General features: G+C 64.3%; 24 protein-coding genes. 18 read left to right on the forward strand and 6 right to left on the reverse strand.

The genetic code is table 11. The annotated features are described in order from the left end of the window. Nucleotides 1–56: 56 nt before the first annotated feature. Nucleotides 57–506, forward strand: a complete 450-nt coding sequence (locus tag F3H26_RS04055) for a host attachment family protein (protein ID WP_149774795.1) — start codon at nucleotides 57–59, stop codon at nucleotides 504–506. 3 nt (nucleotides 507–509) lie between these two features. Here F3H26_RS04055 and F3H26_RS04060 read toward each other — a convergent pair whose 3' ends face one another. Continuing rightward, on the reverse strand, nucleotides 510–1,061 hold the full coding sequence (locus F3H26_RS04060; protein ID WP_149774796.1) for an LOG family protein: 552 nt from the start codon (nucleotides 1,059–1,061) through the stop codon (nucleotides 510–512). Nucleotides 1,062–1,187: 126 nt separating this feature from the next. Between F3H26_RS04060 and F3H26_RS04065 the strand changes: the two genes are divergently transcribed. Beyond that, nucleotides 1,188–2,549: a LysM peptidoglycan-binding domain-containing protein gene (locus F3H26_RS04065; RefSeq protein ID WP_149774797.1), complete on the forward strand. Its 1,362-nt coding sequence runs from the start codon at nucleotides 1,188–1,190 to the stop codon at nucleotides 2,547–2,549. Nucleotides 2,550–2,608: 59 nt separating this feature from the next. Continuing rightward, nucleotides 2,609–4,432, forward strand: coding sequence for an ABCB family ABC transporter ATP-binding protein/permease (locus F3H26_RS04070; protein ID WP_149774798.1), 1,824 nt, complete (start codon nucleotides 2,609–2,611; stop codon nucleotides 4,430–4,432). 60 nt (nucleotides 4,433–4,492) lie between these two features. Here F3H26_RS04070 and F3H26_RS04075 read toward each other — a convergent pair whose 3' ends face one another. Together F3H26_RS04075 and F3H26_RS04080 are read right to left on the reverse strand one after the other, a co-directional pair. Next, the gene (locus F3H26_RS04075) at nucleotides 4,493–8,269 is read right to left on the reverse strand and encodes an efflux RND transporter permease subunit (protein WP_149774799.1); all 3,777 of its coding nucleotides are present in this window, start codon (nucleotides 8,267–8,269) and stop codon (nucleotides 4,493–4,495) included. After that, nucleotides 8,266–9,492 carry an efflux RND transporter periplasmic adaptor subunit gene (locus F3H26_RS04080; RefSeq protein WP_149774800.1) on the reverse strand — a complete coding sequence of 409 codons (1,227 nt, stop codon included), beginning with the start codon at nucleotides 9,490–9,492 and terminating at the stop codon, nucleotides 8,266–8,268. The genes F3H26_RS04075 and F3H26_RS04080 overlap by 4 nt, the downstream gene beginning before the upstream one ends. Before the next feature lie 222 nt (nucleotides 9,493–9,714). On the opposite strand from F3H26_RS04080, the gene F3H26_RS04085 reads away from it, so the two are divergent. The 5 genes from F3H26_RS04085 to F3H26_RS04105 all read left to right on the forward strand — a co-directional run bounded on the left by F3H26_RS04085 (nucleotide 9,715) and on the right by F3H26_RS04105 (nucleotide 15,052). Then, entirely contained in the window at nucleotides 9,715–10,386 is a 672-nt protein-coding gene (locus F3H26_RS04085) for a hypothetical protein (RefSeq protein WP_149774801.1), read from the forward strand. Between the two features lie 47 nt (nucleotides 10,387–10,433). Further along, a complete protein-coding gene (locus tag F3H26_RS04090) occupies nucleotides 10,434–11,756 on the forward strand; it encodes a PQQ-like beta-propeller repeat protein (RefSeq protein WP_149774802.1) in 1,323 nt (440 codons plus the stop codon). Nucleotides 11,757–11,804: 48 nt separating this feature from the next. After that, nucleotides 11,805–13,259, forward strand: coding sequence for a ribosome biogenesis GTPase Der (der, locus tag F3H26_RS04095; RefSeq protein ID WP_149774803.1), 1,455 nt, complete (start codon nucleotides 11,805–11,807; stop codon nucleotides 13,257–13,259). 163 nt (nucleotides 13,260–13,422) lie between these two features. Then, entirely contained in the window at nucleotides 13,423–14,409 is a 987-nt protein-coding gene (locus tag F3H26_RS04100) for a fatty acid desaturase (protein ID WP_149774804.1), read from the forward strand. Between the two features lie 91 nt (nucleotides 14,410–14,500). Beyond that, entirely contained in the window at nucleotides 14,501–15,052 is a 552-nt protein-coding gene (locus F3H26_RS04105) for a helix-hairpin-helix domain-containing protein (protein WP_149774805.1), read from the forward strand. A 40-nt stretch (nucleotides 15,053–15,092) separates the two neighbouring features. Here F3H26_RS04105 and serS read toward each other — a convergent pair whose 3' ends face one another. Together serS and F3H26_RS04115 are read right to left on the reverse strand one after the other, a co-directional pair. Continuing rightward, complete coding sequence (serS, locus tag F3H26_RS04110) at nucleotides 15,093–16,385, reverse strand: serine--tRNA ligase (RefSeq protein WP_149774806.1); 1,293 nt, start codon at nucleotides 16,383–16,385, stop codon at nucleotides 15,093–15,095. A 78-nt stretch (nucleotides 16,386–16,463) separates the two neighbouring features. Beyond that, nucleotides 16,464–18,125: a mechanosensitive ion channel family protein gene (locus F3H26_RS04115; RefSeq protein ID WP_149774807.1), complete on the reverse strand. Its 1,662-nt coding sequence runs from the start codon at nucleotides 18,123–18,125 to the stop codon at nucleotides 16,464–16,466. Nucleotides 18,126–18,329: 204 nt separating this feature from the next. Here F3H26_RS04115 and yajC point away from each other — a divergent pair, with 204 nt between their 5' ends. The 10 genes from yajC to F3H26_RS04165 all read left to right on the forward strand — a co-directional run bounded on the left by yajC (nucleotide 18,330) and on the right by F3H26_RS04165 (nucleotide 25,296). Continuing rightward, nucleotides 18,330–18,617: a preprotein translocase subunit YajC gene (gene yajC, locus F3H26_RS04120; RefSeq protein ID WP_073279584.1), complete on the forward strand. Its 288-nt coding sequence runs from the start codon at nucleotides 18,330–18,332 to the stop codon at nucleotides 18,615–18,617. Nucleotides 18,618–18,650: 33 nt separating this feature from the next. Further along, entirely contained in the window at nucleotides 18,651–20,312 is a 1,662-nt protein-coding gene (gene secD, locus F3H26_RS04125) for a protein translocase subunit SecD (RefSeq protein ID WP_149774808.1), read from the forward strand. Between the two features lies 1 nt (nucleotide 20,313). Then, nucleotides 20,314–21,282 carry a protein translocase subunit SecF gene (gene secF / locus F3H26_RS04130; RefSeq protein ID WP_149774809.1) on the forward strand — a complete coding sequence of 323 codons (969 nt, stop codon included), beginning with the start codon at nucleotides 20,314–20,316 and terminating at the stop codon, nucleotides 21,280–21,282. After that, on the forward strand, nucleotides 21,263–22,021 hold the full coding sequence (locus F3H26_RS04135; RefSeq protein WP_149774810.1) for a TSUP family transporter: 759 nt from the start codon (nucleotides 21,263–21,265) through the stop codon (nucleotides 22,019–22,021). The genes secF and F3H26_RS04135 overlap by 20 nt, the downstream gene beginning before the upstream one ends. Nucleotides 22,022–22,029: 8 nt before the next feature. Continuing rightward, a complete protein-coding gene (locus F3H26_RS04140; RefSeq protein WP_149774811.1) occupies nucleotides 22,030–22,383 on the forward strand; it encodes an Mth938-like domain-containing protein in 354 nt (117 codons plus the stop codon). A 125-nt stretch (nucleotides 22,384–22,508) separates the two neighbouring features. After that, entirely contained in the window at nucleotides 22,509–23,123 is a 615-nt protein-coding gene (gene ccmA, locus F3H26_RS04145; RefSeq protein WP_149774812.1) for a heme ABC exporter ATP-binding protein CcmA, read from the forward strand. Then, complete coding sequence (ccmB, locus tag F3H26_RS04150; protein WP_149774813.1) at nucleotides 23,120–23,776, forward strand: heme exporter protein CcmB; 657 nt, start codon at nucleotides 23,120–23,122, stop codon at nucleotides 23,774–23,776. The genes ccmA and ccmB overlap by 4 nt, the downstream gene beginning before the upstream one ends. A 59-nt stretch (nucleotides 23,777–23,835) precedes the next feature. Further along, nucleotides 23,836–24,609: a heme ABC transporter permease gene (locus F3H26_RS04155; protein WP_005982368.1), complete on the forward strand. Its 774-nt coding sequence runs from the start codon at nucleotides 23,836–23,838 to the stop codon at nucleotides 24,607–24,609. Then, a complete protein-coding gene (gene ccmD, locus F3H26_RS04160) occupies nucleotides 24,606–24,764 on the forward strand; it encodes a heme exporter protein CcmD (RefSeq protein WP_005982370.1) in 159 nt (52 codons plus the stop codon). The genes F3H26_RS04155 and ccmD overlap by 4 nt, the downstream gene beginning before the upstream one ends. Beyond that, complete coding sequence (locus F3H26_RS04165; RefSeq protein WP_149774814.1) at nucleotides 24,757–25,296, forward strand: DsbE family thiol:disulfide interchange protein; 540 nt, start codon at nucleotides 24,757–24,759, stop codon at nucleotides 25,294–25,296. The genes ccmD and F3H26_RS04165 overlap by 8 nt, the downstream gene beginning before the upstream one ends. An 8-nt stretch (nucleotides 25,297–25,304) precedes the next feature. Here F3H26_RS04165 and F3H26_RS04170 read toward each other — a convergent pair whose 3' ends face one another. Beyond that, entirely contained in the window at nucleotides 25,305–26,006 is a 702-nt protein-coding gene (locus tag F3H26_RS04170) for an SDR family NAD(P)-dependent oxidoreductase (protein ID WP_149774815.1), read from the reverse strand. Nucleotides 26,007–26,012: the final 6 nt, after the last annotated feature.

The raw sequence follows: 26,012 nt of genomic DNA on the forward strand, positions 1-26,012 counted from the left end.
ACTGCACGGTCCGCGACGGTTGCGGCCCCAGGCATTCAGATCGACAGGAGGACGAAATGGTGAAGCTGGTACCGGGAACCTGGGTTGTGATTGCGGATGGCGAAAAAGCCTTGTTCACCGAGAACACCGCCTCTGGCTGGGAGCCGAAGCTGAAGGTTCTGTCGGTCGAGCAGCAGGACCCCGACGCGGTGCAGCCCCGTCCGACCGACCGGCCCGGACGCCGGGCCGACGGGGGGCCGAACCAGAAATCGGCCGTTGAAGAAGACACCTGGCGCACCCATGCCCGCGCGCTGTTCGCGCAGGACCTGGCCGATCTGCTGAACCGCGAAGGGCACAAGGGCGCCTTTTCGCATCTGGTGCTGATCGCAAGCCCCCAGGTTCTTGGGCTGCTGCGCCGCAACCTGCATGAAACCGTGCAGGCAAAGATCGTGGCCGAGATCGACAAGACCCTGACCAACCATCCGCTGAAGAAGATCGAGAAAGTGCTGGCCGATCACACGCCCTGAGATTCAGGACAACGCCCGACGCAGCGCCGCCATGGCCGAGGGCGCATCGTCCACCCAGGTGATGAACTGCGCGAGCGAGCTTTCCGCAAAGCCCTGATCGACCACCTGGTCCAGCAGGCTGTGCAGGCTGTCCCAGTATCCTTCGACATTCATCACCAGAATGGGCTTGTCATGCAGGCCCAACTGGCGCCAGGTGAGCGCCTCGAACAGCTCGTCCAATGACCCCGGTCCGCCGGGCAGCACCACCACCGCGTCGGCGTTCATGATCATCACCTTCTTGCGTTCGTGCATGGTTTCGGTGACGACGAAACGTGTCAGGTCGGTCTTGCCGACTTCGCGGCGCAGCAGGTGCGCCGGGATCACGCCAAACGTGTCGCCCCCGGCGGCCTGCGCGGCGCGGGCAACCTCGCCCATCAGGCCCACGTCGCCCGCACCATAGACCAGCCGCCAGCCTTCGCGGGCCAGAAGTGTGCCAAAGCTTCGGGCTTGGTCGGAATAGGCGGGGCGGGCGCCATTGCGTGACCCGCAGTACACACAGACGGACTTCTGGGGCATGGAAAGGCGACTCCGGGGTTGTGTCAGAGGTTTTGACCCGTGATAGCGGGATTGATAGATTGGCTCAACCGCCCGCAGGAATGCTTTTCAGACAAAGCGGTTGCGCGGCAGAGTGAAAGGGGAAACATGGACGCCAAATCGGGAAGCGGACGGTCCGGATCCTTCATCTTTGGGGTTCTGGCCGGTGTTCTGGCGATCCTGGTTGCGGCCGGGTTTTATCTTTTGGGCGTGTTCTCGGGGTCTTCGCCGTCGGCGCCCGAAGACGCCTTGGTTTCGACGGAGGAACAGCCCCAGCAGGCCGGATCCACGCAGACGAAGCCGCTGACCGAAGCGCCGCAGAAACAGGACGAGGGCGCCGTCGCGCCGTCAGAGGCCGACGAAACGACGCCCGCCGATACACAGGCCGAAGCACCGGCCAATGGCGCGGAACAGGAAAACGCGGCCGAAACCGTACCCGAAAGCACACAGGCCGACTTGCCCCGCCCGGTGCTGGACCAGATCTTCGTCGAACCCGACGGCACTGCCTTGCTGTCTGGCTCGGCCCGGCCCGGCAGCCGGGTTCGGATCCTGCTTGACGGGGCGCCGGTGCACAGTTTCACCGTCGATGAGAGCGGCCAGTTCGCCGAATTCGTGGCCATTCCCTTCAGCGAGGCCGCGCGCGGACTGGTACTGGAAACCACCGAAGGCGACCGAACCGCGCGGTCGGACGACTATCTGATCGCGGCCCTGCCAAAACCGGTTGAACCGGCTCCGGTTGGTGAGGATATCGCCAGCGCCGATGGCGCGACCGCCAACGAAACCGAAGAGCGCCCGGACCCCGCCGCGACCGGCGCGACCCAGGCCGAGGATACGACCGCCGAGGATGCCCCGCCCGAGGATCAGGCCCCCGGGACACCGCCCGCGATGACGCCCGAAAATGCCGACGAACAGCGGCAGGTTGCGGTTCTGCGCTCGGGGGAAGAGGGGGTGTCGGTGGTGCAATCGCCGTCGGTCCAAAGCCAGGCACCCGATCAGGTCGCGCTGGATTCGATCGGCTATTCCGAGCAGGGCGACGTGCAACTGACGGGCCGCGTCGTCGAGGGCGCCGCGGTGCGACTGTATCTGAACAACCGCCTGGTCGCCGACATTACGCCCGAGCAGGACGGCGATTGGCGCGGCCAGATCGAGGGGATCGATCCGGGCCTGTATACCCTGCGCGTCGACGAGGTGGGCACGGACGGCACGGTGCTCAGCCGCGTGGAAACCCCGTTCAAGCGCGAGCCGGTCGAAGCCTTGCGCGCGGCGGGGGCGCAGGAGGCGGACTCCGGTCTCGAACCGTCGGCTCCGATCCGGTCCGTCACGGTGCAAAAGGGCGATACCCTGTGGGCGATCTCGCGCGAGCGGTATGGCGACGGGATACTGTACGTGCGCCTGGTTGAGGCCAACCGCGACCTGATCCGCGACCCGGATCTGATTTACCCGGGGCAGGTCTTCACCATTCCCGAATAAAGGCGTAGGTCTGGTGCCGGCCGGGGCTTTCCCGGCCGCAACCGTGTTTGGGTAGCTACATGAGAAGACTTGCGCCGATGAATTCCGAGGACCTGCCACAGATGGATGAACGCAAGTCGGGTTGGTTGACCATCCGCAAGGTCGCCCCGTACCTGTGGCCGGCGGACGAGCCTTGGGTCAAGCGGCGGGTGGTGCTGGCCATGGCCATGTTGTTTCTGGCCAAGCTGATCGCGGTCTATACGCCGATCCTGTACAAGAGCGCGGTCGATGCTTTGGCGGGCGAGGGCGCACCGCCGCTGGCGCTGGGCGCCGTGGGGCTGACGGTGGCCTATGGCGTGGCCCGGATGATGACCGTGGGGTTTCAGCAGTTGCGCGATGCGCTGTTCGCGCCGGTGGGGCAACGCGCGCTGCGGGCTCTGGCGCTGGAAACCTTCCAGCACATCCACCAGCTGTCGATGCGCTATCACGTGACCCGCCGGACGGGCGGCCTCAGCCGGATCATCGAGCGTGGGGTCAAGGGCGTGGAGTTCCTGCTGCGTTTTCTGCTGTTTTCGATCGGCCCTCTGATCCTTGAACTGCTGCTGGTAGCGGTGGTTCTGATGTGGCTGTTCGACGTCTGGTATCTGGTCGTGGTGGCCGTCACCATCGCGCTTTACATCTGGTTCACCTTCACGGTCACCGAATGGCGCGTGAAGCTGCGGCGCGAGATGAATGATCAGGACACCGAGGCCAACCAGCGTGCTATCGACAGCCTGCTGAATTTCGAAACCGTCAAGTATTTCAACGCCGAGCGGCGCGAAGCTGAACGATATGACGTGTCGATGAAGGCCTATGCGCAGGCCGCGTTGAAAACGGCATACTCGCTGGCCTTCCTGAATTTCGGTCAGTCTTTCCTGATCACATGCGGGTTGATCGGGGTGATGGTTCTGGCCGCGATCGGCGTTCAGAACGGGCAGTTGACGGTGGGCGATTTCGTGATGGTCAACGCCTACATGATCCAGATCACCGTGCCGCTGAACTTCCTGGGCACCGTCTACCGCGAGATCCGACAGGCTCTGGTGGATATGGGCCAGATGTTCCAGTTGCTGGAGCAGCCGGCCGAAGTGGTGGACAAGCCAGACGCCAAGCCCCTGCAGATCACCGAAGGCCGGGTCGAACTGGACGATGTGCATTTCGGCTATGACCCCGACCGCGAGATCCTGCGCGGTGTCTCTCTTGTGGTGCCGGGGGGGCAGACCGTTGCCATCGTGGGCGCGACCGGCTCGGGCAAATCCACCATCGGGCGGTTGCTGTTCCGGTTCTACGACGTGACCCAGGGCGCATTGCGGATCGACGGGCAGGACGTGCGCGACGTGACGCAGGAAAGCCTGCACGCTGCCATCGGCGTGGTGCCGCAGGATACAGTGCTGTTCAACGATACGATCCGGTACAACATCGCCTATGGCCGCGAGGGGGCCTCGCAGGCCGAGATCGAAGCCGCCGCAAAGGCCGCCCAGATCCACGACTTCATCACCTCTCTGCCCGAAGGATACGAGACCAAGGTGGGTGAGCGTGGCCTGAAGCTGTCGGGCGGCGAGAAGCAGCGCGTGGGCATTGCGCGGACGCTGTTGAAGAACCCGCCGATCCTGCTGTTGGACGAGGCCACCAGCGCGCTGGATACCGACACCGAGCAGGACATCAAGGATGCCCTGGCCCGCGCCGGCGAAGGGCGTACGGTGATCACCATCGCCCACCGCCTGAGCACGATTGCCGAGTCCGATCAGATCGTCGTTCTGGAAAAGGGCGAAATCATCGAGCAGGGCACCCATGATGAGCTGCTGCGCCGTGATGGGCGCTATGCCCAGCTGTGGAACCGCCAGCAATCGGATACGCAGGCGGCCTGAAACCTCGTCAGCTATGTTTCCAAATGAAAACGGGCCGGCAGTACCGGCCCGTTTCCTGTGTTACTCCGCCGCTTTCAGCGGATGCCCCGGTGTGTCGCCCGGGCTTTCCTCGGCATCTGCAGCCTCATCGTCGGTCCAGACGATTTCCGATGCCTGCATGCGGCGGGCCGAGTCTCCGATCGCCATGTCCTGCGCGATCTGGCTGGATCGGCCGGCGGTCACGCGGGCCAACAGTTTGCCCAGCCGCACGGCATAGGTGGTCACCCACACCCGCAACGCCAGGAACGAGGGCGTCACGATCAGCGTCAGAACCGTGGCGATGCCCAAGCCGAACACCACCGCCGTCGCCAGCTGCTTCCACCACAACGCGGTGGGGCTGTCGATGGAATAGCCGCCGTTGATGAAATCCAGCGACAGGCCGAACATCATCGGTGTCAGCCCGGCCATCGTGGTCAGTGTGGTCAGCAGAACCGGACGAATCCGCGCCTCGGCCGTGCGCACGATGGCGTCGATCCGGGGCATGTAGCGGCTGTATTCCTGGTAGGTGTCGATCAGAACGATGTTGTTGTTCACCACGATCCCCGCCAGCGCCACGATGCCCGTCCCGGTCATGATGATCGAGAACGGTTGTTCCATCACCATCATCCCGATCAGCACGCCGGTGGTGGACAGAACCACCGCCAGCAGCACCAGCACCGAGTTGTAGAACGAGTTGAACTGCGCCAGCAGGATCACGAACATCAGTCCCAGCGCGGCCAGGAAAGCGCTGGAAAGGAAGGCCTGGCTCTCGGCCTGATCTTCCTGGTCGCCGGTCCATTCCCAGGTGATCGTGTTGGCAAAGGGCTGAGTGTCCAGCCACTCGGTCAATACCGCGATCCGCTCGTTGGGGTTGACCGGCATCAGGCGGGCGTCGCCGTCATCGATGGCGGCCTGCACGTCCCGGAGGGTTTCGGCGTCGGTCAACTGAACCAAGGTATAGGTCGTTCCATCGGCACCGTTGATCGTAGCCCCTGCAGGCTCCGAGCCTTCGGTCACTTCGCGCACCACGGCCAGCCGCTGTTCTCCGTCCGAGGTGTCGATCACCACTTTGCTCAGACCGGACTCCACGTCGGCCTTGACGTCGTAATAGCGCTCTTGATCCACGCGGTTGATTTCGGCCAGCTTTGCCACCGGTTTACGGGTGATGAAGTTCGACAAGGGCACCAGCCCGTCCGCGGTACGGACCTTGAGCGTATCCAACGTGGACAGGACCCGATCCTGATCGGGCAGGCGCACGCGGATCTCGATCTCTTCATCGACGCTTTCGGGGCGCATTTCGCCCAGAAGGATGCCACGGGTCACCAACTGCACCATCGCGCCCACGGTTGCCACGTCGGCCCCGAACCGTCCCGCCTTGGCCACGTCGACGTCGATCTGCCAGTCGATGCCGGGCAAGGGCAGGGTGTCCTCGATCTTGATCAGGCCCGGGGTGTTTTCGAACATTTCGCGCGCGGTAAGCGTGGCGTTGGTCAGGTCGTCCCAGTTGTCGCCCTTGATCCGCAGATGCACGGGCTTGGCCGAGGCCGGCCCCTGTTCCAGCGGCAGGATCTCGACCACGAAACCCGGCAGCTTGGCCAGTTCGGCGTTCAACTGGTCGATCACGAAATCGCCGTCATACTCGGGCGCCACGGTGTGCTTTTCGAACAACCCGCCCAGAGCGGGCTCCGACACGTTCGGGCGATCCTCCCACGGGATGATCTCGAACTGCACGCGGCCCACCGTATCGGCCGGAGCCTGCGCCCCGCCGTTGTTCTGGTTCAGGCCGCCTGCGCCGGCGAACGAGAACACGTTGATCACCGCCGGATGCTGGCTGATCACCTGTTCGGCCGCGTAGACCAGAGCGTCCTTTTCGGCCAGCGACAGGTTGCCCCGTGCACGGACATAGGCGGTGGCCTGTTCCGGCTCGCTTTCGACGAAAAATTCGACGCCGCGGTTGTTCTGGCCGTACATGGTCATCACCGTCATCACCGCGAAGCCCACCGCCACGATCGAGACGATGGGCATGATCGGATTGCCGACCAGGAACTTGATGACATACCCGAAGGGCGTATGCTCCTTGGCCGTGTGGACACGTTCGTCCGGCTTGCGCTCGATCCGGGCTGCGCTCAGCGTGACCGATCCGGCGAAGGCGCCGAACAGGAACAGCACCACGCCCAGCAGCAGCCCGCCCCGGGCGCCTTCGGGCAACAGGTAGGCGGGGTTCAGCAACTGCATCGCGCCCAGGAAGATCATGTAGACCGCCGGCGGCACCATGATGGCACGCACCCACCAGGGCGTCCGCGCGCGCAGCCAGTTCGAGCTGCGGTCGAACAGGCGGCTCAGCCGGCCCGAGACACCGCCCATCACCGGCAGGTAGATCAGCGCCACGATCAGCGAGGCCGACAGAACGAAGATCAGCGTGACCGGCAGCATTCCCATGAATTCACCCGGAATGCCCGGCCAGAACAGCATGGGCAGAAAGGCGCACAGCGTCGTCGCGGTGGACGAGACGATGGGCCAGAACATCCGCTGCGCGGCCTCGACATAGGCGTGCATGGGGCCGACGCCTTCGGCGATGCGCTTGTCGGCATATTCCACCACCACGATGGCGCCATCGACCAGCATCCCCACGGCCAGGATCAGGCCGAACATCACGATGTTCGAGATGCTGACCCCCATGATGGCGAGGAACGCGAAACACAACAGGAACGAGGTCGGGATCGCGAATCCCACCAGCAGCGCCGCCCGCGTGCCCAGCGAGGCCAGAACCACGATCATCACCAACGCGATGGCCGTCAGGACCGAGCCCTCCAACTGGCTGACCATCGAACCCACGATGCGGCTCTGGTCGTTCGAGGTGCCCACATCCACCGCCGCCTGCAATTCGGGGGGCCATTTCGTTTCGGCCTTGGCGACGGTTTCCTTCACCTGGGCCACGGTGTCGATCAGGTTGAAGCCCTTGCGCTTGACCACCTGCAGCGCCACGGTCGGTTCGCCGTTGAACCGGGCGGTCCCTTCGCGGTCTTCGAAGGTATAGTTGATCTCGGCCAGTTCGCCCAGGGTCACGACGCGGTCGCCATTGACCTTGATCGGCAGGCCATAGACGTCCTCGGGCGTCTTGAACGACGACGGGATCTTGACCGAAAACGCGCCCTGTTCGGTTTCGACCTCGCCGGCGGCGATCAGCTGGTTGTTGTTCTGTACCACGTTGATCAGTTCGGCCGCGGTGACGTTGTACGCCTCGAGCCGCAGCGGATCGATGATCACTTCCAGCATCTCGTCGCGGTTGCCCGCGATCCCGGCCTCGAGCACGGAATCCAGTGCTTCGAGGTCATCCTGCAGATCTTTGGCGATGCGCGCCATGGTGCGTTCGGGCACCGGACCCGACAGGTTCACGATGACGATCGGGAATTCCGAGAAGTTGATCTCGGTCAGCGTGTATTGCTCGGCGCCCTCGGGGAACTTGGCCTGAGCGCTGTTCATCGCGTCGCGCACGTCGGCGGTGATGGCGGTCTTGTCCCAGCCAAAGTCGAATTCCAGCGCGATCCCGGCATAGCCTTCGGCGGCGGTGGCGGTCATTTCCTTCAGACCGTCCAGATCCGCAAGCTCGGTTTCCATCGGCTTGATCAGCAGGTTTTCACTGTCCTCGGCCGAGATACCGGGAAATTGCACCGACACGAACAGCGCGGGGATTTCGATGTCCGGCTCGCCCTCTTTGGGCAGACCGACATAGGCATAGCCGCCGATGATCAGCGAGATGGCGATGAACGCCAGAACCATGCGGGCCCGATCAGCGGCCCAGGAGACGATACCGGTCATTGCGACGCATCCCGATAGGTCGGCTCGACGGCCACGCCGGCGGTCACGAATTCCTGGCCGACCACGATGACGTCGGCGGTTTCAGGCAGTCCGCCCACCCAGACCCCGTCGGCGCTGTCGCGCAGCAGGCGGACGGGCAGGAAGTTCACGATGTTGCCCGATCCGACGGTGCGCACGCCGAGTTGACCCTCGTTGTTGAGAGTCAGCGCCGATTGCGGCAGCAGATGCGCCTTGGCGCCTTCGGCCGCGATCTGGATGCTGGCGGTCTGCCCGTCGCGGATCAGCAGTTCGGGGTTGGGCACGGTGATTTCCACCTCGAAGGTGCGGGTGGTCTCATCGGCGGACCGGCTGAGGAAGGTCACGCGGCCCTCGACCTGCAGGCCGGTGACCAGCTGTGCCTGAGCCGGGGCGCCGACCGTGATGCGGTTGACCGAGGTTTCGGGGACGAACCCGACCAGCTTGATCGGGTCCAGCTGGATCACGGTGGCGCACAGCGATCCGGGCTGCATCAGGCTGCCCAGCTCGGCCGCGTCGCTTTCCAGCAGGCCACGGAACGGCGCCTTGATCGTCAGGCGGTCCACCTCAAGTTGGGCGGCGTCCACCGCGGCTTCGGCGGCCTCGATGCTGGCCTGGGTGGATTTCAGTTGTGCCTCGGCCGATTTCACTCCGGCCAGGGCGGCGGCCATTTCGGCTTCGGCGGAAATCTTGCGGGTTTCCGAGCCAAAGCCGGTTTCGGACAGCTTGCGGGCGGCGCGCAGGTTGATTTCGGCCTCGGCGACGCGCGCATTGGCCTCTTGCAATTTGGCCTCGGCCTCGGGGATTCGGCTTTGGGCCTCGAGCAGAGCAGCCTTGGCCTGTTCCAATTGGGCCGGGCGCGGTCCGGGATCAAGCTGGCACATGACATCGCCGGGCTCGACGAAGGCGCCCTTGCGCAACGGTTCCGAGATCACGGTCGACGTGGTTTCGGCCAGGACCTGCACCTGGCGGTTGGCCTTGGTCTGGCCACGCAGCAGAACCGCGCTGTCGATCTCGCGGGCGGTGGACCGCAGGGCTACGACACGGACGGCCTTGGTCGGGGCGGTATCGGCGGCCTCGGCCGGGGCCTCGGTCTGCGTGGCCGGGTCCTCGCGGCCGGCAAAGGCAAACAGGGCATCGCGCTCGAATACCAGAAAATACAACGCTACTGTGACCAGAACGGCGTTGATCAGGGATATCAACCGCATGCCGTGTCTCTCCTTGAAATTGGGGCCCGAAATACGCAAACGTGTGGCAAGAGATGGGGTGGGCCGGGCCACTTGTCCATACTGAACTGAATAGTTCGGTTCGATTTCTTTCGCAAGAGTGGAGGCAGCCGGCGCATTTGTGCGTTTGTGCCACTTGGCTTGATGGTGGCGGCGGGGTATGACATGTCGCCAGACAGATGACGAAATCCCCCGGGGGCAGGAATGAGCGACGTCGACAGTTTCATTGATGAAGTCACCGAAGAGGTGCGCCGCGACAGGCTTTACATGCTGTTGCGCCGGTGGGGCTGGGTCGGCGTGGCCTTGGTGGTGCTGATCGTCGGGGGCGCCGCCTTCAACGAATACCGCAAGGCCCGCAGCACCGCCCAGGCCCAGGAACTGGGCGATGCGATTCTGGCGGCGATGGTTCAGAACGAACCCGCGGACCGCGCGGCGGCGCTCGAGGGGATCGAGGCGCACACGCCCGGCGGCGACGCGGTGGTGAACTTCCTGCTGTCGGCCTCGCTGGCCGAGGCGGGGTCGGTTCCGCAGGCGGTCGAGCGGCTGAACGCCATCGCCGTGCAGGGGGACCTGCCAGAGATCTACCGCGCGATCGCCAGCTTCAAGGCGCTGTTGCTGCAGGCTGATACCCTGCCGGCGGCGGATCGCCGTCAGCAGTTCGAAGCTCTGGCCGTGCCGGGCGCGCCCTTGCGCCTGCTGGCCCAGGAGCAGCTGGCCCTGATCGACGTCTCCGAGGGTGACGTACCGGCCGCGCTGGACCGGCTGCAGGCCCTGCGCCTGGATGCCGAGGCCGGAGCCGAGATCCGGCAGCGGGCCGGGCAACTGATCGTTGCCCTGGGGGGCACGCCCGAACCGGTCGTGGCCCAACAGGGTTGAGGCGCGACAGCCAGCACGCAATGCAAGACAGGCGAGTACCGATTTCCATGTCAAAACCACTTATTTCCCGCGTTGGCTTGACGGTTGCGGCGCTCGCCCTGACTGCTCTGAGCGCCTGCGAAGAGCCCGAGATCATCCTGCCCGGAGAACGCGAAGACATCCGCCCGTCGCAGGATCTTGAAACCGTCCAGCGCAGCGGGTCCAAGCCGATCAGCCTGCCTGCGGCGCAGCGCAATACCGCTTGGGCGCAAAGCCCCGGCACCCAGTCCTTCCGCACCACGAATGCGGCCCTGTCGGCGACACCTCAGCGTGTCTGGTTCGCAGATATCGGCAAAGGTGACGGGCGCAAGCAACGCATCACCGCCGAGCCGGTGGTGGCGGGCGGCCTGATCTACACGTTGGATTCCGGCGCGACGGTCTCGGCGGTATCGCCGCAGGGGCAGGTGGTGTGGAGCACCAACCTCGTGCCTTCGACCGAACGGGACGATCAGGCCACCGGTGGCGGTCTGGCCCATGCCGACGGCGTTCTGTACGTCTCGTCAGGCTTTGGCCGGCTGACGGCGCTTGACGCCAAGACGGGCGCGATCCGCTGGCAGCAGAAACTGGACGCGACCGGCAGCGGCGCACCGCTGGTGTCGGGCGGTCTGCTGTATCTGGTCGCCGGAGATCAGACCGGCTGGGCCATCGACATCAAGGACGGGCGCGTTCTGTGGCAGATCGAGGGCATTCCCAGCGTTGGCAACGTTCTGGGGGCGCCGGCCCCGGTGCTGGCCTCGGAATTCGTGGTCTTTGCCTTCGGGTCCGGCGATGTCGCCGCAGCCTTCCGCAAGGGCGGCATCCGCCGCTGGAACAGTTCGGTCGCCGGTGGGCGGCGCGGGCGCGCCGCGGCGCAGATCCTGGATGTGACCGGCGGGCCGATCGTGGCAGGCAACACGATCTATATCGGCAACCATTCCGGTCGCACCGTCGCGCTCGATGCCGAATCCGGCGAGCGCAAGTGGACGGCCTTCGAAGGCGCGGTCGATACCGTCTGGCCGGCCGGCAACAGCGTGTTCCTGATCAGCGATCGCAGCCAGCTGGTGCGGCTCGATGCCGCTGACGGTTCGGTGGTCTGGGCCGTTGATCTTCCGGGCTTCGTCAAGGACAAGCCCGGCAAGCGTGGCCCGATCTTCGCGCATTACGGCCCGATCATGGCCGGCGGCCGGATCGTCATCGCCTCGAATGACGGCTATCTGCGGTTCTTCAATCCGGTGGACGGTGCCCTGGTGCATCAGGTCGAGGTGCCCGGCGGTGCCACCACATCCCCGGTCGTGGCCGGTCAGACCCTGTTTGTGGTTTCGACCAAAGGGCAACTGCACGCTTTCCGTTGACGGCAAGATGCGCTAAAGGGCGCGTCTGAGTCTTGAAAGTTGAGTATCATGTCTTTGACCCTCGCCATCGTGGGGCGCCCGAATGTGGGCAAGTCCACCCTGTTCAACCGCCTTGTGGGCAAGCGTCTTGCGCTGGTCGATGACCAGCCCGGCGTCACCCGCGACCTGCGCGAGGGCGAGGGGCGGCTGGGCGACCTGCGCTTTACCGTGATCGACACCGCGGGGCTGGAGGACGCCACCGACGACAGCCTGCAGGGCCGGATGCGGCGCCTGACCGAACGCGCGGTGGACATGGCCGATGTCTGCCTGTTCATGATCGACGCGCGCACGGGCGTCACCCCCACCGACGAGCTGTTCGCCGAGATCCTGCGCAAACGCTCCAAGCACGTGATCCTGGCGGCCAACAAGGCCGAGGGCGCGGCGGCCGATGCGGGCGTGCTCGAGGCCTATGGCCTTGGACTGGGCGAGCCGATCCGTTTGTCGGGGGAACATGGCGAGGGCATGACCGACCTGTATGCTGCGTTGATGCCTCTGGCCGACGCGATCGAGGAGAAGCAGGCCGAGGACGCCCCCGAAACAGACATCGATCTGGACGAGGCCGGAGAGACCGAGGGCGAGGCCCCCGCGATCACCGCCGCCAAGCCCCTGCAAGTGGCCGTGGTCGGCCGCCCCAATGCGGGCAAGTCCACGCTGATCAACAAGATTTTGGGCGAAGACCGCCTGCTGACCGGCCCCGAGGCCGGCATCACCCGCGATGCCATCAGCCTGCGCATCGACTGGAACGGCACGCCCATGCGCATCTTTGACACCGCCGGCATGCGAAAGAAGGCCAAGGTGCAGGAGAAGCTGGAAAAGCTGTCGGTCTCGGACGGGCTGCGCGCCGTCAAGTTCGCCGAGGTCGTCGTGGTGCTGCTGGACGCCGCGATCCCGTTCGAACAGCAGGATCTGCGCATCGCGGACCTGGCCGAACGGGAAGGCCGCGCCGTGGTGATCGCCGTCAACAAATGGGATGTCGAAGAGGCCAAGCAGGAAAAGCTGCGCGACCTCAAGGCGCAGTTCGAACGCCTGCTGCCACAGCTGCGCGGCGCACCTCTGGTCACGGTTTCGGCCAAGACCGGGCGCGGGCTGGACCGGCTGCACGAGGCGATCCTGCGCGCCCACGAAGTCTGGAACCGCCGCATTCCGACCGCGGCCCTGAACCGCTGGCTGACGGCGATGCTGGAACAGCACCCGCCGCCCGCCCCTCAGGGCCGCCGGATCAAGCTGCGCTATATGACCCAGGCCAAGACCCGGCCACCGGGGTTCGTGGTGATGTGTTCGCATCCCGACAAGATGCCGGCCAGCTATTCGCGCTATCTGGTCAACGGTCTGCGGGATGATTTCGACATGCCCGGCACTCCGATCCGCCTGACGCTGCGCGGGCAGGGGGACAAGAACCCCTACAAGGGCCGGCGAAAGAAGAACGCGGGCGCGTTGGCCAAGCACCTCAGGGGCAGGGCGTAACCGCGCCAATTTCATGCATTTTCAGGCGTGGGGCGTGACAGGCCCCACACATCGCGCTAGCATTTGCTGGCGCGCACCCATTTCGCGCGCGGCTTGTGCGCGGGTTCCGCGTGCTTGTTTTCGAAAGGACTGTTGAACCGGACCATCGTGGGGAGCGGGCTGGATGGACCTGAGAGAGTACACAAGGCAATATGCGGTGCAGGACAATCGGCTGGCGGCGCTGAGCTATTTTGGAACATTTGCTGTCTATTTCGCGTCGCTGGCGCTGGCGATCGCCTATGTCGATCGCTGGTACATCCTGATCCCGGCCGGGGTGGTGTTCGCGTTTTCCGCCGTGCGGCTGTACGTGCTGCAGCACGATTGCGGACATCATTCACTGTTTGAAACCCGGCAGCAGAATGAATGGGCGGGCCATATTCTGTCGCCGTTCACCTTCGCGCCGTTCGAGGTGATGAAGCAGAACCACAATCTGCACCACGCGGGCATCGGCAACCTGGAACACCGCGAAACCGGTGAGATCCACACCATGACCCTGCGCGAATGGAACGCGGCCGACTGGAAGGCGCGGCTGTTCTATCGGTTGTACCGCAACCCGTTCATCCTGGTGCCGGTCGGGGCGTTGTTCACCTATTTCATCCGCTATCGCTGGCCCAAGAACACGATGCGGTTCGGGGTGCGCGGCGTGCTGCTGCACAACCTATCGATCGTGGTGTTCCTTGGGCTGCTCTACTGGATCGCCGGGCTGACCGGCATTCTGGTCTGGCTGGTGTTTTCACTTTTGGGCGGCATGCTGGGCGTGTTTCTGGTGTATCTGCAGCACAATTTCGAGGACACCTACTGGGACCGCCGACCGGACCTGGATCCGCAGCTTGCAGCACTGCAGGGGTCGTCGGCGCTGGATTTCGGATGGTGGTTCGACATGGCGGTGGCCTGTATCACCTTGCATGACATCCACCACTTCAACGCGCGCATCCCGTCTTATCGGTTGCGGGCCTGCCACTACAACCTGCCGCCCGAGTACACCCCGCGCCGGATCAAGTTCCCCGAGGCCGTGGCCGCGCTGAACCTGAAACTTTGGGACGAGGACGCGAAGCGTTTGGTTCCCTTCCCCAAAAAGAACAACTCGGGCAGTTTCGCACCCGTCAATTGATATTCGAGCCGCAGGTGCCATGCGTCTGGGGCAGTGAATGGCTTGGTGCGCGGGGCTGGATCGCTGCCTTCGAAATCGAAAGGACATTTGAATGACATCAGTGACAAACGTGCGTGGTGTGGGCAAGGCCTTGGGTCAGGAGCTGTCACGTCGGGGAATCAAGACCGCGCAGGACCTTGCCAGTGCCGACCCCGGAAACCTGGCCGCGATTCCGCGTATCGGCCCCCGGCGCGCGCAAGCACTGATCCTGGCTGCAAACCAGGCGGTTGCGGGTGGCGCAACACCCGCCCAGCCAAAAGCCCGATCTGCAACCGGGCCAAAGCCGAAATCTGGCCGCGCGGAGCCCGGCAAGTCAGAGGCACCAGCACCGAAGATTGAAGCCGCAGCGAAGAAACCCGATGCGGAGGCCAAGGCCCGCAAGGCGGCCAAGATCAGGGCCAAGGCCGAAAAGGCGGCCCGCAAACGCAAGGAAATGGAGGAAGCGATCCGCAAGGCCAAGGAAAAGCTCAAGGCCAAGTGGAAGAAGGAAAAGAAAAAGGAAAAAGAAAGAAAGGCCCGGAAAGAGGCGGAAAAAGGCAAGGGAAAGACGGGCAAAAAGGACAAGAAGTCCAAGAAGGAAAAGAAAAAGGCGAAGAAGAAATGACTTCTCCGCCAATTGCCGTCAGGCCGCGATCCGTATCGGATCAGGCCAGCGTGCCGTCCTTTTGCAGGGTCAGCTTGCCACCCAGATAGGGGGCCAAGGCCTCGGGCAGCACCACGGTGCCGTCGGCCTGCTGGCCGTTTTCAAGAACCGCGATCAGGCAGCGCCCCACAGCCAGGCCCGAGCCGTTCAGCGTATGCACATATTCCGGCTTGCCGCCGCCCTCGGGGCGGAAACGCGCGTTCATGCGGCGAGCCTGGAAATCGCCGCAGGTGGAAACCGAGCTGATCTCGCGATAGGTGTTCTGCCCCGGCAGCCAGGCCTCGATGTCATAGGTCCGGCGCGCGCCGAACCCCATGTCGCCGGTGCACAGGATCACGGTGCGATAGGGTACGCCCAGCTTCTCCAGGATGCACTCGGCGCAGCGCAGCATGCGCTTTTGTTCCTCATCCGACTTGTCGGGATGGGTGATCGAGACCATCTCGACCTTTTCGAACTGGTGCTGGCGCAGCATGCCGCGGGTGTCCTTGCCGGCCGATCCGGCCTCGGACCGGAAGCACAGCGAATGCGCGGTGTAGCGGCGCGGAAGATAGCTCTCCTCGATCATCGTGTCGTTGACGATGTTGGTCAGCGACACCTCGGAAGTGGGGATCAGCCACCACCCTTCGCGGGTCTGATAGCTGTCCTCGCCGAACTTGGGCAACTGGCCGGTGCCCATCATCATTTCGGACAGAACCAGAACCGGGGCGTTCACCTCGGTCAGGCCGTTCTCGTTGATATGCGTGTCCAGCATGAACTGCGCCAGCGCCCGGTGAATGCGCGCGACGCCGCCCGACAGCAGCACGAAACGCGAGCCCGCCAGCTTGGCCGCGGTTTCGAAATCCATGCCGTTCTGGACCGCTTCGATCTCGAAATGCTCCTTGGCGTCGAAATCGAACGCGCGCGGGGTGCCCCAGCGGTTCACCTCGACATTGTCGTTTTCGTCCTTGCCGTCCGGCACGTCCTCGGCCGGCAGGTTGGGAATGCGGATCAACTGATCGGTCAGCAGCGCGTCCAGATCCTTGGCCTCGGTCTGCATGCGGGCGATCTCGGCCTTTTTCTCGGCCACCAGTGCGCGCAGGCGCTGGAACTCGGCCTCGTCGCCGCGGGCCTTGGCGGCGCCCACTTCCTTGCTGGCCTTGTTCTGTTCGGCCTGCGCGGTCTCGGCGGCCAGGATCTTGGCGCGGCGGGCTTCATCCAGGCGCAACAGCTCGGCCGAGATCGGCGCTTCGCCCCGGCGGGCAAGGGCGGCGTCGAAGGCAGCTGGGTTTTCGCGGATTGCGCGGATGTCATGCATGGCTCAGATCCCTGGCAAATGAATCACTCTGCCCGCTTATGCACCATCTGGCGCGCGGGGTGTAGCGCCGGATTGGCATCAATCATCAGTGTCTTCGCGCGCGTCATGGGCCAGTCGCCCGTCCCAGGGCGCCGAAGGGATCTTGGGTTCGGGCGGATCGGCCATGTAGGACGGGGTCATGATCTGCACGCCGTTTTCATTGAACACCGCCACGATGTTGCGGTGCAGGTCCGAGCGGATCTTGGGGATCGAATTGCCGCGGGTCGTATAGGCGTTGATCTGGTAGTTGATGGCATAGTCGGCCAGCGCGGTCCACAGAACGAACGGGGCCGGGCGGACCTTGAGCCCCTTGGTGCGCCGCGCCGCCTCGATCAGCATTGCCTCGATCTTTTCGGGTGGCTCCTCATAGCCGATCCCGACGGTGGTGTGCACCAGAAGGCCGTTGCCGTCGGTCGGTTTGGAAAAATTGATCACGTCCGAATTCATCAGCTGCGCATTCGGGATCGAGATCAGTTCGTTCTTGATGGATTTCAGATGGGTTTCCATCAATTTGATCTGCACGACGTCGCCGATATGGTCGCCGATCTGGATGCGGTCCCCGATCGAGGTCGACCGGCGATAGATCACGAACAGCCCCGCCAGCATGTTGCTGACCACCGAGTTCGCGCCCAGCGACAGCATCGCGCCGACCAGGATCGTCAGCCCCTGGAAGGCCGCCGAATCCGACCCCGGTATGTAGGGCACGGCAAAGACCAGCGCGATCAGGATCACCACGACGCGGGCGATGTTGAACGTGGGGTTGACCCAGTGTTTCTCGAAATCGCCCAGCTCGAAGGTCCCGGCTTCGACGGCGTCGAAGAACACGCGCATGCCCTTGTTGATGTACATCGCCACCCAGGCGATCAGCGCCAGCATGATCAGGTTCGGAATGTAGGCGATGATGCCCCTGAAGATCAGCAGCACCGGTTCGGTCAGGTAGGTCAGCAGCAGTTGGGCGAAATACCGGGTCTCGGCAAAGGACAGCAGGACGAAAGACAGATAGTAGTAGAAGCCCAGGAAAAAGAGGATCAGCAGGATGAAATTCAGCGCGTACCGGATCAGGGCGGCGATGGCCTCGGCCTGTACGCTCTTGGCGGTGGCTTCCTCGACATCGCGCAGATAGCGCCGGACGACACTCAGGGTGCGGCGCCGGATGCGCCGGTGCAGCCACAGGATGGCCGCGACAAAGACCACAAAGCCCAGCGTCCAGGCGCCGGCCTCGATCGCGCCGGACACGCGCGCCTCGTCCGTGCGGTTGGCGCGATAGGACCGGATCGCCTCGCGGATCGCGTCGGCATGCAGAGCGGTCAAGACCTTCAGGTCCATCTGGTCCAGTTCGGCATCGGCCTCGGTGACGATCGAGACCATCACCCCGTCGGCAAGGATGCGGGTGCCCAGATCGGTTTCTTCGAAGGTGATGCTGACGTCGGGCCGGTCCGACGACTCGGCCACGGTGATGATGGCATTCTGGATGTTCTCGGCCCGTTCGGGGGCGGGCAGGGCGCTGGACCCGCGAATGTGGAACAGCGTATCGCCGTCCACGATCACCGGGGCCCGGAAAGCTTCGGCCTGGGCGATCTCTTCTTCGCTTGGCTGGGGCGGGGTTTCTTGCGCGCTGGCGGGCGGCGATGCCACCGCCGTCAGGGTGAGGGCGCACAGCAAAAGAGCCAATCCGAACAGCGGTTTGAAGAAATGTCGCATGGGCCCTCCAATCGTTTCGAATATAACCGAGGTGACCGGTGTTGATAGTGTAATCCTGCAACGTTTTGCCCCGGTGTGCCCTGCCGTTGCCCCACAGCCGCGCGAATCCAGGGCGGCGTTGCTTGCAAAGGTCGATTGCAGGGCATAGTTTCCCGCCAAATTCGCGGCGTTCCATCCGCGACCTCAAGAAAAAAGGAATATCCCATGGAAGGTGGCGCAATCGCCCAGTTTCTCCCGCTCATCCTGATCTTCGCGATCATGTACTTCCTGCTGATCCGTCCGCAGCAGAAGAAGATGAAGGAACATCAGGCCATGGTCGAGGCCGTGCGCCGCGGCGATCAGGTGGTCACGCAGGGCGGCCTGATCGGCAAGGTGTCGAAGGTCAAGGAAGGCGAGAACGAGATCGAGGTCGAAATCGCCGATGGCGTGAAGGTCCGCGTGATCAAATCGACCATCGCGCAAGTTTTGAACAAGACCGAGCCGGCAAAGTAACTTTGCGCGACAATCCACGGAAAAGGCAGGGTAATGCTGCAAATTGACACCTGGAAACGGGTCCTGGTCTGGCTGGTCTGCGTGGTTGGCTTGCTGTTGGCCCTGCCGAACGCCTTCTACACGCGGGTCGAGCAATCGAACGACGCCAGGGCGGCCATTGAACTGGGCAACGACACACCCGAGATGCAGGCGCAGGCCGCGCAATGGCCAAGCTGGCTGCCGTCATCGCTGGTCAATCTGGGGCTTGATCTGCGCGGTGGAGCGCATCTGCTGGCCGAAGTGCAGGTCAGCGATGTGTACGAAACCCGGATGGAGGCCATGTGGCCGGAAATCCGAAACGCGCTGCGCGACGTGCGCTCCGAGGTCGGCACGATCCGCCGGCAGCCGTCTGAGCCCGATGAGATTCGCGTCCGCATCAGCCGGCCCGAAGGCATGCCCCGCGCGCTGGAAGTGGTGCGAGGTCTGGCCCGCCCGATCCAATCGCTGACCGGGGCAGGCGCCACCGATATCGAGGTGCGCGCCGAGGGCGACACCATCGTGGTGCAATTGTCCGAGGCCGAGAAACTGGCCTCGGACGACCGCACCGTGCGCCAGGCGCTCGAGATCGTGCGCCGCCGGATCGACGAGGTCGGCACCCGCGAACCCACGATCCAGCGCCAGGGCACCGACCGTATCCTGATCCAGGTGCCCGGTATCGGCAGCGCCAGCGAGTTGAAAGAGATCATCGGCACCACCGCGCAGCTGACTTTCAACCCCGTGGTCTCGCGCGGGACGGACCCCGACGCCCCGGCGGGAATCGGCGAAAAGGTCGTGCCCTCGATCGACGAAAACGGCGTGTACTACACCATCGAGGCCGCCCCCGTCGTGACCGGCGAAGAACTGGTGGACGCGCAGCCGTCCTTCGATCAGAACGGCCGCCCGGCCGTCAGTTTCCGGTTCAACACAACGGGCGCGCGCAAGTTCGGCGACTATACCCGCGACAATATCGGCGCGCCCTTCGCCATCGTGCTGGACGACGAAGTGATCTCGGCGCCGGTCATCCAAAGCCACATTCCCGGCGGCTCGGGCATCATCACCGGCAATTTTACCGTCGAGGAAAGCACCAACCTGGCCGTCCTGCTGCGCGCCGGAGCGCTGCCTGCGGGGCTGGAGTTCCTGGAAGAACGCACCATCGGCCCCGAATTGGGGCAGGACAGCATCGAAGCGGGCAAGGTGGCGACCATCGTGGCCTTTGCCGCAGTGCTGGTCTTCATGGCGCTCAGCTATGGCCTGTTCGGCATCTTCGCCAACATCGCGCTGCTGATCAACGTGGGGCTGATCTTCGGCCTTCTGTCCCTGATAGGGGCCACGCTGACCCTGCCGGGCATCGCCGGTATCGTTCTGACGGTGGGCATGGCGGTGGACGCCAACGTTCTGATCTTCGAGCGTATCCGAGAGGAACTGAAATCGGCGAAAGGCCCCGCCCGGGCGATCGAACTGGGCTATGAAAAGGCGCTGTCGGCCATTCTGGACGCCAACGTCACCACATTCATCACCGCCGTGATCCTGTTCGCAATGGGCAGCGGCCCGGTACGCGGCTTTGCCATCACCTTGGGCCTGGGCATCCTGACGTCCGTGTTCACGGCGATCTTCGTGACCCGCCTGATGGTCGTCATGTGGTTCGAACGCCGCCGCCCGAAAACGATCGAGGTTTGACATGAGACTGAAACTCGTACCCGAAAACACCTCGTTCGATTTCTTCAGCCGCTGGAAGCTTTGGCTGGGCATCTCGGGGCTGATGATGGTTGTCGCCTTCACGTCGTTCCTGCTGCAGGGGCTGAACTTTGGCATCGACTTCCGCGGCGGCACCACGATCCGCACGCAAAGTGCGCAGGAAATCGATGTGGGCCTGTACCGGGATGCGATCACCCCGCTGGGCCTGGGCGACGTGTCGATCACCGAAGTGTTCGATCCCACCTTCGGCCCCGACGAAAACGTGGCCATGATCCGCATTCAGGCGCAGGACGATGCCGAGGCCGTCTCGGCCGCGACCATCACCGCGATCGAAGATGCGCTGCGCGCCGTCGTACCCGACATCCAGTTCGTGTCCGTCGAATCGGTGGGGCCCAAGGTCTCGGGCGAGCTGATCCAGACCGCCGTGATCGCCGTGGTTCTGGCGATCGGGGCGGTGCTGGTCTACATCTGGCTGCGCTTCGAATGGCAGTTCGCGCTGGGTGCCGTGGCCGCGCTGGTGCATGACGTGCTGTTGACGATCGGCATCTTCTCGGAACTTCAGATCCGCTTCGACCTGGCGATCATCGCGGCCCTGCTGACCATCGTCGGCTACTCGCTGAACGACACCGTGGTCGTGTTCGACCGGGTGCGCGAGAACCTGCGCAAACACAAGAAGAAAGACCTGAAGGAGGTTCTGAATCTCTCGATCAACGAGACCCTCAGCCGGACGGTGATGACCTCGGTCACGACCCTGCTGGCGCTGGTCTCGCTCTATGTCCTGGGCGGTGACGTGATCCGCGGGTTCGTCTTCGCAATGATCTGGGGCGTGATCGTGGGGACCTATTCGTCGGTCTTCGTGGCCTCGACGATCCTGCTGTGGCTGGGGGTCAAGCGCGACTGGTCCAAGCCGTCGAACACGGCCGGAAACCAGTTTGCCAATATCGACGCCTGATCTGTTCGGCCAGCCCCCCGCGGGGCTGGCCATCGTCGTTTTTGCGGCGCTTCTGGGCGGGCTTGTGCGCGGGTTCACCGGGTTTGGCACCGCGCTGGTTTTTCTGCCGATTGCAACACCGCATCTGGGCCCGTTCGGCGCCCTGATCGCCCTGACCTGCATGGACGTGTTCGGCCCTCTGCCGAACCTGCGCCGCGCCTGGGCGCATGTCGAGCGCCCCGATCTGACACGCCTGATCACGGGCTGCGCCCTGACCTTGCCGGTGGGGCTGTGGGTGCTGTCGCAGGTCCCGCCCGAGCTGTTCCGTTATGCCGTCAGCACGCTCAGCCTTTCGATGCTGGCGGCGCTGGTCCTTGGTCTGCGCTACACCGGCCCGGTCCGTCGTGGCATGGTCGCGGCCATCGGCGCGGCGGCGGGCTTCCTCGGCGGCGTTGCAGGTCTGCCCGGGCCTGCCGTCATCCTGTTCTACATGTCGCGGCCGCTGCCCGTGACGGTCATACGCGCAACGGTTCTTCTGTTTCTGTTTGCCTTCGATTTCCTGATCTTCGGCTATCTCGGCGTGATGGGCCGCCTCACGGTTGCAACGACCGTGCTGGGCCTGACGCTTGCAATCCCGAACCTACTGGGTAATTGGCTGGGCGGTTGGCTATTCCGCCCGACACATGACCGCCTCTACCGCGCCATTGCATACGCCGCCATCGCCGCATCGGCCTTGTCGGGCCTGCCGCTTTGGGGCTAAAAGATCCCATGCGCCTGAACGAGATCACTTTCACCGACGCCACCCCAATAGACGGCTACGGCCCCGGTTTCTTCCGTATCGGCGGTCAGGTGTTCCACGGTGCTGTCCTGACGGGACCCGGCGGCACCGGCCCGTGGTCGGGCCTGCAGGATACCGCACCCTTGCTTGATCTTGCCGGACAGATTGATGTGCTGTTCATCGGCACCGGCGCCGATCTGTCGCAGATCCCGCCCGAGTTGCGCACAGCCCTCGAAGAGGTCGGCATCGGGGTCGAGATCATGAACTCTCCCGCCGCCTGCCGCACCTACAACGTGCTGTTGTCCGAAGGCCGCCGCATCGCTCTGGCCCTGTTGCCGGTCTGACCGCTTCATCTGGCCTCAAATATCCCGGGGAGCGTGAGGGGCTGGCCCCTCACATCCGCCCCGCCAACAGGCCCTGCGGCAAATCCGTCCTTTTTCCCCCGCAACCAATCGGATAAGCGGGTCTCATGACGCTGACCGTGACCGACCTTGCCATTGCCCGAGGGGGCGTGCCCGTGCTCGAAGGCCTCAGTTTCGCGCTGCCCGCGGGCAAGGCGCTGATCCTGCGCGGCCCGAACGGGATCGGCAAGACCACCCTTTTGCGCACGCTGGCCGGTCTGCAACCGCCGCTCTCGGGCCGGATCGAGGGGGCCGAGGACCGGATCGCCTATGCCGCCCATTCCGACGGGCTCAAACCCACCCTGACCGTGACCGAGAACCTGACCTTCTGGGCATCGGTCTTTGGCACGCGCGACATCCAGCCCGCGCTGGAGGCCTTTGCCCTGAACGAACTGGCCGATCGTCACGCGGGCAACCTGTCGGCGGGTCAGAAACGCCGGCTGGGTCTGGCGCGGATGCTGGTGACCGGCCGCCCGATCTGGATGCTGGACGAACCCACCGTGTCACTGGACAAGACCGCCGTGGCAATGTTCGCCGATGCGGTGCGGGCGCATCTGAGGCAGGGCGGCTCGGCCCTGATTGCCACCCACATCGATCTGGGCCTGGATGGTGAGGTCCTGGATGTCGGCCCCAACAAGGCGCGCCCCAAGGCGCTGGATGACTTCGACGGAGGCTTCCTGTGATCGCCCTGCTGTTGCGTGACCTGAAACTGTCCTTCCGCGCGGGGGGCGGGTTTGGCCTCGGGCTGGCCTTCTTCCTGATCGTCACCGTTCTGGTGCCGTTTTCGGTGGGTCCGCAATCCTCGCTGTTGGCGACCATCGCGCCGGGGGTGCTGTGGCTGGGCGCATTGCTGGCCTGTCTGCTGTCGCTGGATCGTCTGCTGGCACTGGATTGGGAGGACGGGTCGCTCGACCTGCTGGCCACCGCGCCGCTGCCGTTGGAATCGGTGGTCACGATCAAGGCGCTGGCGCATTGGATCACCACCGGCCTGCCGCTGGTGCTGGCCGCGCCGGTGCTTGGGGTGCTGCTGAACCTGCCCGGCCCCGGCTTCGGCTGGCTGGTCGTCTCGCTGTTGATCGGCACGCCCGCGCTCAGCGTGATCGGCACCTTTGGCGCAGCCCTGACCGTGGGGCTCAAGCGCGGCGGCCTGCTGCTGTCGCTGCTGGTGCTGCCGCTTTATGTGCCCACGCTGATCTTCGGGGCCGAGGTCGCGCGCCGCGGCGCCACCGGGATGGAGGTCCAGACCCCGCTGCTGATGCTGGCCGGGATCACTGCCGCCGCGGTCGCCCTTCTGCCTTTTGCCAGCGCGGCGGTGCTGCGCATCAACCTCAGATGAGTGGGGCACGTTGACCGATGCCAATTGAGATACACCCCGATTCGGACTAGATAGAGCCCATGTCGATAGCAGCCAAAGCCAATGCCCTGTGGGAATACGCCAACCCGCGCAAGTTCCTCGCCACCAGCGAGCGGGTCCTGCCGTTCTTCTGGATCAGCTCGGCCCTGTTTCTGGTCGTCGGGCTGGTGTGGGGGTTCTTCTTCACGCCGGATGACTACAAGCAGGGGTCGACCGTCAAGATCATCTACCTGCATGTGCCATCAGCACTGATGGCCATCAATTGCTGGCTGATGATGCTGGTCACCTCGCTGGTCTGGCTGGTGCGCAGGCACCATGTCAGCGCCCTTGCCGCACGCGCCGCAGCGCCGATCGGCATCGTGATGACCCTGATCGCGCTGGCCACCGGCGCCATCTGGGGGCAGCCGATGTGGGGCACCTGGTGGGCCTGGGATCCGCGCCTGACCTCGTTCCTGATCCTGTTCCTGTTCTATCTGGGCTACATCGCCCTGTGGGAGGCGATCGAAGACCCCGACACGGCGGCGGACCTGACCTCGGTCTTGTGCATCGTGGGGTCGGTCTTTGCCATTCTCAGCCGCTATGCGGTGAATTTCTGGAACCAGGGCCTGCATCAGGGCGCATCGGTGATGCGCGCAGGAGCGATCACCGGCACGGACACCACCGAGAAGGTCAGCAACGTGTTCTTCTACCCGCTGCTGACCTGCATCATCGGCTTCGTGCTGCTGTTCATCGCGCTGGTCCTGTACCGGACCGGCACCGAAATCCGCGCGCGGCGCATCAAGGCGTTGCTGGCACGGGAAAGGGTTAACGGATGATGCCTGATCTGGGAAAATACGCCGAAACGGTTCTGTCTTCCTACGCGGCCTCGATCGTTTTGCTGGTGGCACTGGTGGTTTTCAGCATCCTGCGTGGTCGCAAGGTCCGGGCCGAGATGGAAAAGATCGAACAGAGGATGTCGCGCAATGGCTAAGATCTCGCCGTTGATGATTGCTCCGCCGCTGATCTTCGGCGCCTTCGCCGTGCTGGCGGCCATCGGGATGTTCCGCGAAGACCCCAACGCGCTGCCCTCGGCCCGCGAAGGCCAGCCCGCGCCGCCCGTTGTCCTGGCCGAGTTTCCAGGCAAACAGAGGTTCGACGACGCGACCCTGCGCGACGGCCAGGTCAAGCTGGTGAACTATTGGGCCAGCTGGTGTGCACCCTGCCGTGCCGAGCATCCGAACCTCGAGAAACTGGCGCAGGAAGGTATTCCGGTCTACGGGATCAACTACAAGGACAAACTGGCGAATGCCGATGCGTTCCTGGCTGAACTGGGCGATCCCTATGCCGCCATCGGGCGCGATGAAAATGGCCGCATGGGGTTGGACTGGGGCGTCTACGGCGTGCCCGAGACCTACGTGATCGATGGTGACGGCACGATCATCCTGCGGTTTGCCGGCCCGATCACCCAGCGCGTGATCGAAAACACCATTCGCCCGGCGCTGGAGAAAGCCGCCGCGCAGTAACGCCGGGGTTAAAGGCGATACCCGCCCGAGACGGTCAGAACCTCTCCGGTGATGAAGGACGCGTCTTCGGATGATAGAAAGCGAACTGCGCGCGCGATGTCTTCGGGGGTGCCAACACGCCCCAGCGCGGTGTTCTGAACGAACAAAGCGGTCAGGTCGTCTGGCCTGGGGGCTTCGGGGATGTTGATCGCTCCGGGTGCCACCGCGTTGACGCGAATGCCGTCCGGACCCAGTTCTTTCGCCATGGCGCGGGTCCAAAGGTTCAGCGCGGCCTTGCTGGCCCCGTAGGTCGCGGCGTCGCGCGGGGGAAGTTCGGCGTTGACCGACGAGATGCTGACGATCGACGCCCCGCGCCGCAGGTGAGGCAACGCGGCAGCCAGAAGCGCGGCCGGAACGAGCAGGTTGAGGTCAAGAATGGCCCTGTGATCCTTTTGGCTGAACCGGTCCTTGGGCGTGGCCTGAACCAGCCCGGCATTGTTGATGATCACATCCAGCCGGCCGAAACTGTCGATGACGCGGCGCACCACGTCTTCGGGCTGGCTTTCCTGCGTCAGATCGCTGTGCAGGGTCAGCGCCGGCCGATCATTGGGCAAGGGCTGCGGTTCGGTCCTGTGCCAGGTCAGGGCGACGCGATGATCCGCGGCCAGATCGCACGCGATGGCGCGGCCAATTCCACGCGCGCCGCCGGTTATCAAGGCAACTTTTTCCATGCCCCC

Source organism: Ruegeria intermedia, assembly GCF_900129345.1.
In the GTDB taxonomy this organism is placed as follows: Bacteria; Pseudomonadota; Alphaproteobacteria; order Rhodobacterales; family Rhodobacteraceae; genus Ruegeria; species Ruegeria intermedia.

Coding starts and splice junctions, on each gene's coding strand:
- F3H26_RS04140 (WP_149774811.1), top strand. CDS start 22,030: ATGCGCCTGAACGAGATCACTTTCACCGACGCCACCCCAATAGACGGC.
- F3H26_RS04060 (WP_149774796.1), bottom strand. CDS start 1,061: ATGCCCCAGAAGTCCGTCTGTGTGTACTGCGGGTCACGCAATGGCGCC.
- F3H26_RS04105 (WP_149774805.1), top strand. CDS start 14,501: ATGACATCAGTGACAAACGTGCGTGGTGTGGGCAAGGCCTTGGGTCAG.
- F3H26_RS04170 (WP_149774815.1), bottom strand. CDS start 26,006: ATGGAAAAAGTTGCCTTGATAACCGGCGGCGCGCGTGGAATTGGCCGC.
- F3H26_RS04155 (WP_005982368.1), top strand. CDS start 23,836: ATGTCGATAGCAGCCAAAGCCAATGCCCTGTGGGAATACGCCAACCCG.
- F3H26_RS04065 (WP_149774797.1), top strand. CDS start 1,188: ATGGACGCCAAATCGGGAAGCGGACGGTCCGGATCCTTCATCTTTGGG.
- F3H26_RS04055 (WP_149774795.1), top strand. CDS start 57: ATGGTGAAGCTGGTACCGGGAACCTGGGTTGTGATTGCGGATGGCGAA.
- F3H26_RS04100 (WP_149774804.1), top strand. CDS start 13,423: ATGGACCTGAGAGAGTACACAAGGCAATATGCGGTGCAGGACAATCGG.
- F3H26_RS04090 (WP_149774802.1), top strand. CDS start 10,434: ATGTCAAAACCACTTATTTCCCGCGTTGGCTTGACGGTTGCGGCGCTC.
- F3H26_RS04075 (WP_149774799.1), bottom strand. CDS start 8,269: ATGACCGGTATCGTCTCCTGGGCCGCTGATCGGGCCCGCATGGTTCTG.
- F3H26_RS04080 (WP_149774800.1), bottom strand. CDS start 9,492: ATGCGGTTGATATCCCTGATCAACGCCGTTCTGGTCACAGTAGCGTTG.
- serS (WP_149774806.1), bottom strand. CDS start 16,385: ATGCATGACATCCGCGCAATCCGCGAAAACCCAGCTGCCTTCGACGCC.
- ccmA (WP_149774812.1), top strand. CDS start 22,509: ATGACGCTGACCGTGACCGACCTTGCCATTGCCCGAGGGGGCGTGCCC.
- secD (WP_149774808.1), top strand. CDS start 18,651: ATGCTGCAAATTGACACCTGGAAACGGGTCCTGGTCTGGCTGGTCTGC.
- yajC (WP_073279584.1), top strand. CDS start 18,330: ATGGAAGGTGGCGCAATCGCCCAGTTTCTCCCGCTCATCCTGATCTTC.
- F3H26_RS04070 (WP_149774798.1), top strand. CDS start 2,609: ATGAGAAGACTTGCGCCGATGAATTCCGAGGACCTGCCACAGATGGAT.
- der (WP_149774803.1), top strand. CDS start 11,805: ATGTCTTTGACCCTCGCCATCGTGGGGCGCCCGAATGTGGGCAAGTCC.
- ccmD (WP_005982370.1), top strand. CDS start 24,606: ATGATGCCTGATCTGGGAAAATACGCCGAAACGGTTCTGTCTTCCTAC.
- secF (WP_149774809.1), top strand. CDS start 20,314: ATGAGACTGAAACTCGTACCCGAAAACACCTCGTTCGATTTCTTCAGC.
- F3H26_RS04115 (WP_149774807.1), bottom strand. CDS start 18,125: ATGCGACATTTCTTCAAACCGCTGTTCGGATTGGCTCTTTTGCTGTGC.
- F3H26_RS04085 (WP_149774801.1), top strand. CDS start 9,715: ATGAGCGACGTCGACAGTTTCATTGATGAAGTCACCGAAGAGGTGCGC.
- F3H26_RS04165 (WP_149774814.1), top strand. CDS start 24,757: ATGGCTAAGATCTCGCCGTTGATGATTGCTCCGCCGCTGATCTTCGGC.